This is a genomic window from Rhizobium sp. LjRoot254 (assembly GCF_964254105.1).
Taxonomy (GTDB): Bacteria; Pseudomonadota; Alphaproteobacteria; order Rhizobiales; family Rhizobiaceae; genus Rhizobium_E.
Map to the genome: position 1 here is coordinate 5470001 of NZ_CAXUSM020000001.1, position 14129 is coordinate 5484129.

General features: G+C 58.6%; 8 protein-coding genes, 2 tRNA genes and 2 rRNA genes (1 of these 12 cut by a window edge). 4 read left to right on the forward strand and 8 right to left on the reverse strand.

Translation table 11 applies throughout. From position 1 onward, the window contains the following. The 4 genes from ACSQ26_RS27085 to ACSQ26_RS27100 form a co-directional block, all read left to right on the forward strand. A tRNA-Ala gene (locus ACSQ26_RS27085) sits at positions 1–21 on the forward strand; it begins 55 nt to the left of the window's first position. A 477-nt stretch (positions 22–498) separates the two neighbouring features. After that, positions 499–3297 (forward strand): 23S ribosomal RNA (locus ACSQ26_RS27090). A gap of 255 nt (positions 3298–3552) precedes the next feature. Next, positions 3553–3667, forward strand: a 5S ribosomal RNA gene (gene rrf / locus ACSQ26_RS27095). 158 nt (positions 3668–3825) lie between these two features. Then, positions 3826–3902, forward strand: a tRNA-Met gene (locus tag ACSQ26_RS27100). Between the two features lie 615 nt (positions 3903–4517). Here ACSQ26_RS27100 and ACSQ26_RS27105 read toward each other — a convergent pair. The 8 genes from ACSQ26_RS27105 to ACSQ26_RS27140 form a co-directional block, all read right to left on the reverse strand. Then, positions 4518–5537, reverse strand: coding sequence for an aldo/keto reductase (locus ACSQ26_RS27105; protein WP_436014473.1), 1020 nt, complete (start codon positions 5535–5537; stop codon positions 4518–4520). Between the two features lie 14 nt (positions 5538–5551). Beyond that, a complete protein-coding gene (locus tag ACSQ26_RS27110) occupies positions 5552–6526 on the reverse strand; it encodes an ABC transporter permease (protein ID WP_436014475.1) in 975 nt (324 codons plus the stop codon). Positions 6527–6534: 8 nt separating this feature from the next. Next, on the reverse strand, positions 6535–8106 hold the full coding sequence (locus tag ACSQ26_RS27115; protein WP_436014477.1) for a sugar ABC transporter ATP-binding protein: 1572 nt from the start codon (positions 8104–8106) through the stop codon (positions 6535–6537). Then, entirely contained in the window at positions 8103–9359 is a 1257-nt protein-coding gene (locus ACSQ26_RS27120; protein ID WP_436014479.1) for a sugar ABC transporter substrate-binding protein, read from the reverse strand. Before ACSQ26_RS27120 ends, ACSQ26_RS27115 begins: the two co-directional genes overlap by 4 nt. Before the next feature lie 198 nt (positions 9360–9557). Further along, complete coding sequence (locus tag ACSQ26_RS27125; protein ID WP_436014481.1) at positions 9558–10475, reverse strand: alpha/beta hydrolase; 918 nt, start codon at positions 10473–10475, stop codon at positions 9558–9560. A 32-nt stretch (positions 10476–10507) separates the two neighbouring features. Beyond that, complete coding sequence (locus tag ACSQ26_RS27130; RefSeq protein ID WP_436014483.1) at positions 10508–12568, reverse strand: alpha-ketoacid dehydrogenase subunit alpha/beta; 2061 nt, start codon at positions 12566–12568, stop codon at positions 10508–10510. Further along, complete coding sequence (locus ACSQ26_RS27135) at positions 12565–13338, reverse strand: SDR family NAD(P)-dependent oxidoreductase (RefSeq protein ID WP_436014485.1); 774 nt, start codon at positions 13336–13338, stop codon at positions 12565–12567. The genes ACSQ26_RS27130 and ACSQ26_RS27135 overlap by 4 nt, the downstream gene beginning before the upstream one ends. Beyond that, positions 13335–14123: an SDR family oxidoreductase gene (locus ACSQ26_RS27140; RefSeq protein WP_436014487.1), complete on the reverse strand. Its 789-nt coding sequence runs from the start codon at positions 14121–14123 to the stop codon at positions 13335–13337. The genes ACSQ26_RS27135 and ACSQ26_RS27140 overlap by 4 nt, the downstream gene beginning before the upstream one ends. Positions 14124–14129 lie beyond the last annotated feature (6 nt).

A 14129-nucleotide genomic window follows, 5' to 3' on the forward strand; every position in this document is an offset into this window, starting at 1 on the left:
CGATCCCGCTCAGCTCCACCACTTCGGTGTTGTATAAACACCTGAGCTGTATGAGTTGAGCAATCCTTTGATAAGAAAAGACAAGTTTGCACTTTGTACCATCGGGTATGAAGGGCCTGTTCTTAACCAAATCGTGAAGAGAAGACATGCGGGAACTGCTCCTTTGGAGCTTTGCCTGTCAAGATGTCGTCAATGTTGTTGAGGTCTTCGGATCTCTCTGACGGACGGCATGGTTGATGTTGCCTGACCGCGCATCAACTCGCATGTCTCGAGAAGCTGGTCTTAAGATACGCATTCTTTAGTGTGTATCGAAAGAATGAATGCCAGTGTGTTTTGTCTTTCCAGGTATCGATGTCGTTGTCGGTCCTGGACGGTACTCTCTCTCCGGAACGTACGTAGGGCCTCATCTTCGAGGGCTTGCGGGAAGCGCAACCAGCGCGATCAGGGCAGAACAATTTATCAAATGCGCACGCATTGATGAGCATTGGCAATGAGAACGATCAAGTGAAATAAGGGCAATTGGTGGATGCCTTGGCATGCACAGGCGATGAAGGACGTGATACGCTGCGATAAGCCGTGGGGAGCCGCGAATAGGCTTTGATCCATGGATCTCCGAATGGGGAAACCCACCTTAGATACTTGGAAAATTTAAGACGCTCGCAAGAACGTCTTATCTTTCCAAGTATTGATATAAGGTATCTGCACCTGAATATATAGGGTGTAAGAAGCGAACGCAGGGAACTGAAACATCTAAGTACCTGCAGGAAAGGACATCAACCGAGACTCCGTTAGTAGTGGCGAGCGAACGCGGACCAGGCCAGTGGCAATGAGGAATAAAATGGAACGGAATGGAAAGTCCGGCCTTAGCGGGTGATAGCCCCGTACATGTAGAACACTCATTGTCCTTGAGTAGGGCGGGACACGTGAAATCCTGTCTGAACATGGGGAGACCACTCTCCAAGCCTAAGTACTCGTGCATGACCGATAGCGAACAAGTACCGTGAGGGAAAGGTGAAAAGCACCCCGACAAGGGGAGTGAAATAGAACCTGAAACCGGTTGCCTACAAACAGTGGAAGCCCGCAAGGGTGACTGCGTACCTTTTGTATAATGGGTCAACGACTTAGTGTAACAAGCAAGCTTAAGCCGGTAGGTGTAGGCGCAGCGAAAGCGAGTGTTAATAGCGCGATTGAGTTTGTTGCATTAGACCCGAAACCAGGTGATCTAGCCATGAGCAGGTTGAAGGTTGGGTAACACCAACTGGAGGACCGAACCCGCATCTGTTGCAATAGATTGGGATGACTTGTGGTTAGGGGTGAAAGGCCAATCAAACCTGGAGATAGCTGGTTCTCCGCGAAATCTATTTAGGTAGAGCGTCGATCGAATACCCCCGGGGGTAGAGCACTGGATGGGCTATGGGGACTCACCGTCTTACTGATCCTAACCAAACTCCGAATACCGGGGAGTACTAATCGGCAGACACACGGCGGGTGCTAACGTCCGTCGTGAAAAGGGCAACAACCCTAACCTCCAGCTAAGGTCCCCAAGTCATGGCTAAGTGGGAAAGGATGTGAGACTCCCAAAACAACCAGGATGTTGGCTTAGAAGCAGCCATCATTTAAAGAAAGCGTAACAGCTCACTGGTCTAATTAAGGGGTTTTGCGCCGAAAATGTAACGGGGCTAAAGCCATGCACCGAAGCTGAGGATGTGCACGCAAGTGTACGTGGTAGCGGAGCGTTCCGTAAGCCTGTGAAGGAGGACCCGTGAGGGCCTCTGGAGGTATCGGAAGTGCGAATGTTGACATGAGTAACGATAAAGGGAGTGAGAGACTCCCTCGCCGAAAGACCAAGGGTTCCTGCTTAAAGTTAATCTGAGCAGGGTTAGCCGGCCCCTAAGGCGAGGCAGAAATGCGTAGTCGATGGGAACCACGTTAATATTCGTGGGCCTGGTGGTAGTGACGGATTGCGTAACTTGTTCAGTCTTATTGGATTGATTGGGCAGGGAAGCGGTTCCAGGAAATAGCTCCACCGTATAGACCGTACCCGAAACCGACACAGGTGGTCAGGTAGAGTATACCAAGGCGCTTGAGAGAACTATGTTGAAGGAACTCGGCAAATTGCACGCGTAACTTCGGAAGAAGCGTGACCCTATTGTACGCAAGTGCAGTAGGGTGGCACAGACCAGGGGGTAGCGACTGTTTATCAAAAACACAGGGCTCTGCGAAGTAGCAATACGACGTATAGGGTCTGACGCCTGCCCGGTGCTGGAAGGTTAAGAGGAGAGGTGCAAGCTTTGAATCGAAGCCCCAGTAAACGGCGGCCGTAACTATAACGGTCCTAAGGTAGCGAAATTCCTTGTCGGGTAAGTTCCGACCTGCACGAATGGCGTAACGACTTCCCCGCTGTCTCCAACATAGACTCAGTGAAATTGAATTCCCCGTGAAGATGCGGGGTTCCTGCGGTCAGACGGAAAGACCCCGTGCACCTTTACTATAGCTTTACACTGGCATTCGCCAAGGCATGTGTAGGATAGGTGGTAGGCTTTGAAGCGAGGGCGCCAGCTCTCGTGGAGCCATCCTTGAAATACCACCCTTATCTTCGTGGATGTCTAACCGCGGTCCGTCATCCGGGTCCGGGACAGTGTATGGTGGGTAGTTTGACTGGGGCGGTCGCCTCCGAAAGAGTAACGGAGGCGCGCGATGGTGGGCTCAGAACGGTCGGAAATCGTTCGTCGAGTGCAATGGCATAAGCCCGCCTGACTGCGAGACTGACAAGTCGAGCAGAGACGAAAGTCGGTCATAGTGATCCGGTGGTCCCGCGTGGAAGGGCCATCGCTCAACGGATAAAAGGTACGCCGGGGATAACAGGCTGATGACCCCCAAGAGTCCATATCGACGGGGTTGTTTGGCACCTCGATGTCGACTCATCGCATCCTGGGGCTGGAGCAGGTCCCAAGGGTATGGCTGTTCGCCATTTAAAGCGGTACGTGAGTTGGGTTCAGAACGTCGTGAGACAGTTCGGTCCCTATCTGCCGTGGGTGTAGGAATATTGACAGGATCTGTCCCTAGTACGAGAGGACCGGGATGGACGTATCTCTGGTGGATCTGTTGTCCTGCCAAGGGCATAGCAGAGTAGCTATATACGGAATGGATAACCGCTGAAGGCATCTAAGCGGGAAACCAACCTGAAAACGAGTGTTCCCTGAGAGCCGTGGAAGACGACCACGTTGATAGGACGGGTGTGGAAGCATGGCAACATGTGAAGCTTACCGTTACTAATAGCTCGATAGACTTCATCGTTCTCATTGCTTGTGCTCATCACGCGGCGAAGGCAAAGCCTTCGTCCGCTATGAGACAAGCAATGGATTCTCTTGTCCTGACGCACGAAAGAGTGCTCCGGACGGGCTCCGCCGAAAAGTCGGCGACGGCCTATCGGCCTGTATGGGTAATCCCATCCGGGCCTGAGAGAGTTCAATGTGAAAACACTGCATTCATTCAAATAAAAACGAGGCATCGCCTCACCAGCTTCTCATGATTAGCTTTGCGCTTTGCCGACCTGGTGGTTCTGGCGGGGTGGCCGCACCCGTTCCCATTCCGAACACGGCCGTGAAACGCCCCAGCGCCGATGGTACTTTGTCTTAAGGCACGGGAGAGTAGGTCGCTGCCAGGTCTGCAAAACGCAAATCTAATCAGTCTCAACAAGGCGACGTCTTCGTCGTCCGAAAAACGATCACATCCGGCAACGACCGGACACAACGGGCCGCCCTCAAAGCGGCCCATTGTCGTTGTACAATACACAAATAACCGGACCCGATGTCCGAAGACTTACGCGGGGTGGAGCAGCCCGGTAGCTCGTCAGGCTCATAACCTGAAGGCCGCAGGTTCAAATCCTGCCCCCGCAACCAAATCAAAGCCCGTCAGCAGAAATGCGGCGGGCTTTTTTGTTGCCGGCAGCCCGGTAGCTCGTCAGGCTCATAACCTGAAGGGTGAGCGGTCGTTCGAACGTAGTGAGACAAAACAGTCCAGTGGACTGTTTTGAGACCCGAACGGTTCAAATCCTGCCCCCGCAACCAAATCAAAAGCCCGTCAGCAGAAATGCGGCGGGCTTTTTGCGTTGGCTAAATGGGCACGGACTTGATGCACTCGCCAGCTTCGGCAAGAAGACATCATGCCCTCTCCGGGAGGCTCTCAAATCCCGGACCCGTCGAGCTCCGGGGCGTCTTTGCCCTCCCAGGGCGAGGGAAATGAGGTGCGAGACAGGTTGGCTGAAGGCATCGGCATCCAGCACTTCAATTCCGGCTCCGCATATTCGACAATGCGACCCGGCGAGGAACAGGCAGTTCCAGACGAGCTTGCCGATATAGAGCTCGTTCTTGAGGATGTCCGCCGCAACGGGCGAAAGACCCCGCACGGCAACGAGACAATCGAGACCTATTCGGCCGGCATTACCACCAAGGGCATTCTGCAGAACCTCGTGTGGAACCTGAATCGATCGCTGCAGCAACGCCCCTATCCCGCCATCATCCCGGTGTCGGAGCATCGTCCCGGATCAGTCCTTCCTTTTTCAGCGCCGCCCAGAATTCGGCTGGAATTGGTCGGCCGATGAGAGCGACATTCTGATCAAGGTGCTTCTGCGAGCGGGTGCCCGGAACGTTGGTGGCAATGGCAGGATGGGCAAGTACGAATTGCAGCGCCGCTGCAGCAAGCGAAACCTCGAATGTCGCGCAAACCGCCTCGATTCTTGCGACCCGCGCGAGGATCTCGGGCGAAGCCTCGCTATAGTTATAGTGCGCTCCCTTGACTGCGCCGGTCGCAAGAATGCCGCTGTTGAAGCCGCCGCCGAGCACGACCGACACATTCCGCTCCTCGCATAGCGGCAGGAACGTGTCGAGCGCGTCCTGCTCCAACAACGTGTAGCGCCCCGCAAGCAGGAAGCAGTCGAAGTCACGCTCACGGAGAGCAGCTTCACATACCTGCCATTCATTGCAACCGACACCGATAGCCTTGACGACCCCTTCCGAGCGCAATTTCTCCAGTGCCTTGTAACCGCCGTCCATGGCGGTGCGGAAATGCACTTTTTGAAGTTCGGTACCATGTGTGAATGTGTCGATGTCGTGAATGAAAAGGATATCGATCCGCGACACGCCCATGCGCTGGAGACTATCCTCGAACGAGCGCATGCAGCCGTCATAGCTATAGTCGTGGACGACTTCGAAAGGCGGCATGTCGACCCAGAAAAATGAAGTCAGGCCGCCCTGCGGTACCGGCTTCAGCAGCCGGCCGACCTTGGTCGAGAGCACATATTCGTCGCGCGGAAACGCGCGCAGCGATTCACCCAGCCGGTGCTCTGAAAGTCCATGCCCGTACATTGGCGCCGTATCGAAATAGCGCAGCCCGGAATCCCAGGCATGCTGGATGACCCCGCGCGCGTCCTCTTCCGGCACGGCCCGGAACTGATTTCCGAGTGGCGCGGTGCCAAAGCCCATGGCTGTCACTTCAAGGCCACTGCGTCCGAACGTCCTTTTAAGCGATGCTTGCATAACCCAACTCCCTATCATTTTATGAATGAGTATTTCGAGCGGTCGATCGTCAGCGAGACCGCCAGAATGATGACCAGGCCCTTGACGATATCCTGCGTAAAGCTGTTGACCTCGGTCACGTCCATGCCGTTCGTGAGAATAGCGATGACGAGGACGCCTAGAAACGTGCGATGCGGGCCGCCTATGCCTCCCGACAGCGCCGTGCCGCCCATCACAACGGCTGCAATCGAGTTCAACAGCAGGCTGCTGCCGGCTGTCGGCGTTCCGGCGCCCACCTGACCCGTCATGATTACGCCGGCGAAACCGCAGATCGCGCCGGCAAGCACGAAGGTGAGGACCTTGTAAAAGGTTACCGGCACGCCGGCATTCGAGGCAACGATCTCGCCACCGCCGAGCGCATAAAGATAACGTCCGAGCTTGGTGCGGAAGGCGATGACGGTCAGCAGCGCCGTTGCGATCAGGGCGAACCAGATAACGTTGGGTATGCCGAAAAGCACCGCGCCATTGACGACATCCGGCAGCACGCTGTTCATGAACAGGATCGATTGTCCCTGCGATATCTGGTTGGAAACACCCGATAGAATCGACAGCATGCCGAGTGTGACCAGAAAGGACGGCACCCGCAACATCGTCACGAGGCTGCCATTGACGAGGCCGACGAAACCACCGACGGCGATGGCGGTAAATGTTGCACCCGCAACGCCGAACCGATCGACCGTGAGTGCCGCGAGAATCCCGGTCAGGGTCACCAACGCCCCGACTGAGAGGTCGATCGAGCCAATCAGGATCACCACCGTTCCCGCGAGTGCGACGATCAGCAGGACCGACGACTGACGGCCGATGTTGAGCGCGTTGACGGATGAGAAGAACAGCGGGTTGATATACGAGAAATAGGCGATGAGAACGATGATCGCCACGAGGGGGAGGATGATCGTGCGGAGATTGAGGTCGCTTTTGACCTTGGTTCCACTTGTCGGCGTATCCGTCATGATAATTCCTATAGCATGGCCGAAACCACGTCGACTTCACGCGGCTTGGCTCCCTTGGGCGCGTCGATCAGGGCCGAGACCCGGCCATCGCGAAGCACCAGAATGCGGTTTGAGAGTCCGATTAGTTCGGGCAGGTTGTCCGAGACCAGAAGCACCGCGCCGCCATTGTTGGCGATTTCGCGCATGAGCGAGTAGATATCTTCCTTGGCGCCGACATCGAGTCCACGGCCGGGGTCGTCGAGCACGAGGATGCGGACCCCGCTCGCAAGCCATTTGGCAAACACGATCTTTTGCTGGTTGCCGCCGGAGAGGGTCTTGCATCGCGTCGTTGGTCCGGGTGCCCGGACCTTGAGCCGCCCCATCCACTCGGCCGTCAGCGCGCGGCTACGCCGAGTGGAAATCAGTCCCATGAAGCCCAGACCGATCTGCGCGAGGTTGGGAAGCGTCAGATTCCATTCGACGGTTTCGGTGCCGATAATCCCGGCCACCGTCCGCTCGGCCGGTACAAAACCGATGCCGCGGCGAATGGCATCGCGTCGCGACCCCCGGCGAAGCGGCACGCCGCCTGCGCTGACATCGCCCGCGCTCTGCATTTCGGCGCCGGCAATGATTTTGGCCAAGGTCGATTTGCCCGAGCCGAGAACGCCGGCGACGCCAAGAATCTCGCCTTCGCGAAGATCGAGCGAAACGCCTTTGAGATGACCGGGCTTCTCGATGTTCTCGGCACGCAAGGCGATCGTCGTGGTGGGCTCGCGCTGGGTCGCCTCGCGATAATATTCCTCGCTTCGCTGGCGGCCGACGATCAATTCGTGCAGCGCCACTTCGGTGATGCTGTCGACTGGCCGCTGGTCGATGACCCGGCCGTCCTTGAGGGCAACGACTTCATCGCAGGTGGCAAAGACGTCGGCGAGCCGGTGCGACACCAGTACGAAAGAGGCCCGCAAACGCCACCGTTTGATTCCATCGAAGAGCTTTTCCGTTTCCATGTCGGAAAGCGCACTGGTCGGCTCGTCCAGCAGAATGATCGGCTCGACCGGATAGATGCGGCTGAGCGCAAAAGCCTTGGCGATCTCGACCAGCTGCCGCTGACCGAAAGAAAGCGTGCCGGTCAATGCGGTCGGGCTGATATCGACCTGAAGCTCATCGAGCACCGCCCGCGCTTCCGCGATCATCGCTTTTTGCCTGAGCCAGCCGCTGACGGTGAATTTCCCCTCCCGGCCAAGAAAGATGTTTTCGAACACCGGGATGTTGGGGATAAGACCCTGTTCCTGGAATACGGTGGCGATGCCGCTCCTCGCAGCCTCCGTCGGATGTCCGAAGCGCATGTCGGAGCCATTGATCGATATCGAGCCTGCATCAGGGCGAACGGTACCGTTGATGATGGACAGCAATGTCGATTTCCCGGCGCCATTCTCACCGACGAGGCCGATCATCTGATGGCGACGCAGGATAAAGCTGACCCCGGAGAGAGCGTTTACGCCGGGATAGGCCTTGGAAATCGCGCGCAGTTCGAGTGCCGGCTCGGAATCCGGCCGGTCACTCGGGCTCTCGCGATGGACCGTCGCAAGCGCTGCGTTCATTTGAACGGGCCACTCTTGTAGTGATCGGCGTAGAGCTTGGTCACCGTGTCGAATTCGGCTTTCCAGTTGCCGTCCTTGTACGCGGCGTTCAGATTGGCCTCGCCATCCACGCCGGCCCACTGGGTGGCTGGATCGATCGGATAGATATTGTTCTGCGGATCCCAGTTGTCAGGATTGAGCGTGCGGCTCATTTTGGCAAAATCGAACGGCAGCTCGGCACTCTGATAGACCTTCTTGTCGATCTCGGCTGCGGTTTCCGCCGTTGCCGTCAGCGATCCGGTGTAGAGCAGCCGTTCGGCCAGGCTCGGCTTCCAACCGTTCAGCGCATCGAACAGCATGACGGCGGCAAAGCCGGCCTGGTAGGGTGCCAGCGAGGTGTTTGTGGCGACATATTGTTCACCCTTGGCCACTTCCTGCAGGCCTTCCGACAGACCGTCGATACCGGCGACCTTGACGCCAGTCATATTGCGCTCCTTGAGAACGCTGAGCGCGCCGAGTGCCATCGAATCATTCTGGCCGAACACGGCCTTCATGTTCGGATAGGCGGTGACCATGCTGAGCATGACCGTGCGGGCCTTTTCGCGAACCCAATCGCCACGCGGATTGCCAACCAGCTTGATGCCGGGAAATTCGGCGGCGGCCTTGACCACGCCCGCGGTGCGGGCATCGTCGGTCGGCGTGGCCAGGCCCTTGATGTGGACAACTTCGCCTTCGCCGCCGATCGACTTGAACAGCTCCTTGGCGGATTCGTAACCAGCATCGACCGAATTGGCGGTCATGTAGTTGACGAAATAATCGCCGACATCGGGGGGCGTGAACCAGGCCGGGATTTCCCAGATGGCGGAATAATAGATCTGGTTTTCCTGGCAAAGCTTGGCGATCATCGGTACTTCGCCGGCGGCGATCACGGTGTTGATCAGCATGTTGACGCCCTGGGTGGGCAGCCCGCGCACCTGGGAAATCTCGCGGGCGGCGTCATTGTCGTGATAGAGCTCGACCTGCTCGGTCTTCAACGCCGCCGATGTCGCCTGGAAGCCCTTGATGAAGGCTGCCCAATAGTCGTTGGCCGGCGTGGCGACGATGGTCGCGGCCTTGGCAGCCGGCGCTGCGAAAGCCTTGCTGCCGAAGCCGCCAAAGGTGGCAGCAGCCGGTATGCTGATGCCCGCCGCCGCCGTCAACTGCATAAATATGCGGCGCGAGATCGGATCGCGCAACTGCGCCGCGGCTTTGATGATATTTTCTTCCTGAGACATGTTCATTCCTCCCGATTGAACGTGGTCCGACAAGCGATTGGCTGCTTCATCCCGCGGATCGAAGCATAGGCCCTGGATGCTCCAGGCTTGCCGGTGTGAAATGCGAATACCTATCAGATTTCATATCAATGTCTGTTCGGCGCCCTCCCTTGTCAATCGATTGCATGCCATAAACGCGAGCGCTGGCGGGTCCATCCCCTACGGCTTCAGCGTTTCTACGAACCAGTCACGTGCCAGGGCGGCTGCTTTTTTCACTTTCGACTCGTCCGAGTAGAGTGTCATGTGCGAGGTGTGTGGCAGGATCTCGAGCCTTTTGTTGGCACAGGGCACCTGGTTGAAGGCATTGATTTCGAGATCCCAAAGCGTCAGGTCGTCGCCTTCGGCGACGATCATCAGCGTCGGCGTGTTGTAGATGCGCTTCACGAATGGGCCGACATCATAGTTCAGCAACAGGTCGACCGATTCCACCGTGCTCTTGTTCTGGTAAAGCGGCGCCGTGCTGTTCTTGATCGCCATGAAGGTTCGCACAGTCTCCGGAAACGGCCAGGATGAGACTTCCCTGGCCGAATCCTCGGTCGCGTGCGGGAGATGCAGCCGTTCCCCGGGCTTTTCGTAGCGAAGCTTGCGATCTTCAAGAATGAGATTCCAGAGCGCGCGATATTCCATAGTGCCATGGGCACGGCGCATGTTCTCGAAGCCATCGATGACTGGAATCTGCGAGACGATCGTTTTTACCCGCGGGTCGATGGCTGCGAGGATCAGCGCGTGACCACCGGAATAGGAAATGCCCCAGACGCCTATCCGATCCGGATCCACCGCGTCATGTCGCTCCAGAAAGCTGATGGCATTCTGATAGTCACGGATCTGCTGCCATGGATCGAGATGCTGCGGATTGTCGCCATCGCTGACGCCGAGATTGCGGTAATCGAAGATCAGCGCATTGATGCCGGCATCGGCGAAGGCCTGCGCATAGGTCGGCATGACGATTTCACGGACGTAGCACCAGCCACCGGCCAGAACCACGGTGGGCGACTTCTTGCTTTCGTCGGCAAGAAACAGCCAGCCGCGGAGGGTGAACCCTTCGGATTGAAATTCCACATCGATGCGTTTCGTCATCTACTTCTCCTTGCATATGGCAATCGATTGCATCAGGCGGCGAAAATGGAGCCGCCTTGTTGTTCCGTGTAGCAAACCGCGCGCGCGGCTTCCGCCACCCGCTTGGCGTTGGGGATCAGGTCCCTTTCGAGATTGGCGTTGTAGGGCATCGGCACGTCGTCCATCCCGACCCGCAGGACCGGGGCGTCGAGATGATCGAACGCCTCCTCCATAATCCGGGCGGAGATTTCGGCGCCGAAGCCGTGGGTTTTCCAGCCTTCGTGCACAACCACGCAGCGATTGGTCTTGCGCACCGAGGCGAGGATGGTTGGCATATCGAGCGGCCTGAGCGTGCGAGGATCGATGACCTCGGCCTCGATGCCCTGTCGCGCCAGGTCCCTGGCGGCGGCGAGTGCGACATCGACCATGGCCATCGTGGCGACTATGGTCACGTCGCCGCCCGCGCGACGTACTTTTGCCTTTCCGATCGGCAGCCTGTAGCGTTGTTCCGGTACCGGGCCGCTGCTCATCTGGTAGAGCAGCTTATGCTCGATAAAGACGACCGGATTGTTATCCTCGATCGCTGCCGCCAGCAGCCCCTTGGCATCATAGGGATTGGAAGGGCCGATCACGACAAGCCCCGGCACATGAGAGAACCAGGTTTCCAGCGACTGGGAATGCTGGGCTCCAAGCCGTATTCCGCCGCCCTGCGGCCCGCGGATCACCAGGGGGATCGAGATCTCGCCGCCGAGCATGAAACGCAGCTTGGCCGCCTGATTGACGATCGCATCCATCATATGGGTGATAAAATCGAAGAACTGCACCTCGACCACCGGCCGCATCCCGGTCATCGCCGCGCCGACGGCGGCGTTCGCCAGCACGTTCTCGGAGATCGGCGTATCCCGTACGCGCGCCGCGCCATGGGTTTCCTGCAGGCCTTTCGTGGCGGCAAACAGGCCGCCGATCCTGCCGACATCCTCGCCCATGACAAACACCGTGGGATCGCGGGCCAGTTCCTGATCCATCGCCTCGCGGACGGCTTCGACATAACCGAGGGTGCGCGTGCCGGGATCGGGCTCGCCGTCGTCAGGCAAAAGTGGCGAGATTACTGAAGGCAAAAGGATCGCCGATGTGGGTTCGGGCGCAGCTTCGGCGCTCTTCACGCAGGCTCCGATCTCCAGCCGTACCTCCGCCTTCATCTCTTCCAGCCGCGCCGCGCCGACTTGCCGCTCGGCCAATGTTTCGCCGAGCCGCTTGATCGGATCCTTCTGGTTTAGCCAGAGGTCTTCTTCCTCGACCGGCCGGTAGCGTGGCAGGTTGGTGCGCATCGAGTGATCGCCCCAGCGATAGGTCATCGCCTCGATCAGGCTCGGGCCTTCGCCCGCCCGCGCCCGCGTCACGGCCCGTTGCGTCGCTTCGAGCACGCTTACGACATCGTTGCCGTCGATCGTCTCGCCGGGAATGCCGTAAGAGCCGGCGCGCGTGGAAATCTGCGGCACGGCCGAGGCTTCCGCGACGCCCATCGACAGGCCGTAGCGGTTGTTCTCGCAGAGAAAGACAATAGGCAGTTTCCAAAGTGCCGCAAGATTGAGCGCCTCGTGGAAAATACCTTCGTTGGCGGCGCCATCGCCGAAGAAAGCCACGGTCACCTGACTGCTGCCGCGAATATCGGACGACAGCGCCGCACCGGTGCCGATGCCGAGGCCCGCGCCGACGATGCCGTTGGCACCGAGGATTCCATGCTCCATCGAGGCGATGTGCATCGAGCCGCCCATGCCATGACCATAGCCGGTGTCCTTGCCAAACAACTCGGCCATCATCGCGCCTAGATCCGCACCCTTGGCAATACAGTGCCCGTGGCCGCGATGGTTGGAAACGATGTAATCGCCCTCGTCGAGCGCGGCACAGGCACCGGTCGCGATCGCCTCCTGGCCGATGCAGGAATGTGCCGTACCCTTGATGATGCCCGCCTTGAAGAGTTCGGTTGCCCGCTCTTCGAAAAGCCGGATGCGCCAGAGCTCCTTGTAGAACCGCTCCAGCACATCGGTATCCAGTCCCGGCGCGATCTCGCCTGAAGGTTTGGCCTGCCGGGACTTCGGGACGGCGTTCTTCATGAGAACAGGCACCCGCCGTTGACGTCGATGGTCGCGCCGGTGATGTAGGAGCTTTCCGACGACAGCAGGAATTTGATCGCATCGGCGATTTCCGAGGGATCGGCGGCGCGCTCGAGCGGAATCTTGTCCCACTCGGTCTTCTTCATCTCCTCGAAGGTGATGTTGCGGTTCTGCGCCTCTTCCTCCAGCGCGTCGAGGTGCATGGATGTCGCAACATTGCCGGGCGCCACGGTGTTGACACGGATCTTGTCGCGGGCAAGTTCGTCCGCCGCCGTGTGGGTCAGCGAGATCAATCCTGCCTTGGAGGCGCAATAGGCCGCGAAGAAGCCGTGGCCGCTCTTGCCGTACCAGCTCGACACGGTGACGATCGCCGCCCCCTTGGCCTCGCGCAGTGCCGGGATGAAGGTCTTCATGAGCACCAGATTGACGCGCAGGTTGACATTCATCACCCGGTCCCATTCGTCGAGTTCCAGCGTCTCGATCGAGCCGACCTTCTGCAGAACGCCGGCAACCAGCGCCAGACCCTTGAGCGGATGGCCGATCTTCGCCACCGCTTCGGAGATACCGCCGATCGATGCATTATTCGTCAGGTCGGCGACGACGCCGACAAAGGACTGACCGTCGACCTTGTCGAGCGACGCCGCGACTGCGTTGACCGCATCGACCGCGTCGACCAGGACCAGCGACCAGCCGTCAGCGGCAAGCTTCTCGGCGGTGGCGCGGCCGATACCGCCGGCAGCACCCGTGAGGATTGCAGTTTTCCCGCTCATTGCAGCACCATCCCGCCATCGATGATGACCGTCTGGCCGGTCATGTAGTCGGATCCTTCCGACCACAGGAAACGCACCGTGCCGACCACGTCGCTCGGCTGCGCGACACGGCCAAGCAGGATCTGGCTGGCCATCGAGGACATGGCTTCGCCGGGTTTGGAGCTTGCACCCATCTTGTAGAGATCGTCGTCCAGCTTTTCCCAGAGCGGCGTATCGACCACGCCGGGGCCAAAGGCGTTGACGGTGATGCCCTTGGCGGCCAGCGCCCGGGCGGCTGCCTGGGTAAGACTGATGACGGCCGCCTTGCTGGCGGAATAGGGCGCGAAGTCGGCAAAACCGGTACGGCCGGCGATCGAGGCCGTGTTGATGATCTTGCCCTTGGTGCCGGCGGCGATCATTGCCTTGGCCGCCTCCTGGATGCCGATCAGCACGCCGAGCGAATTGACCTCGATGATGTTACGCCAGGTCTCCTCGGTGATGTCGAGGAAAGGCTCGGGTTTGTTGAAGCCGGCATTGTTGATCATGACGTTGATCGATCCGAATGCCTTCTGGCATTCGGCGATCGCCGCGGCGATTTCCGCGCGCTTGGTGACGTTGACCTTGGCGAAGACGAACTTGCCGGGATGCTTTTCGTTGAGTTCGGCAACCGTCTTCTCGCCCGTCGCCGCGTCCATGTCGGCGATCAGCACGCCGAAGCCGTCCTCCGCCAGCGCTGCCGCGATCGCGCGGCCGATGCCACGGGCGGCACCGGTGACGATCGCGCCACCTTTTTCCGGATGAGCCATTTCATT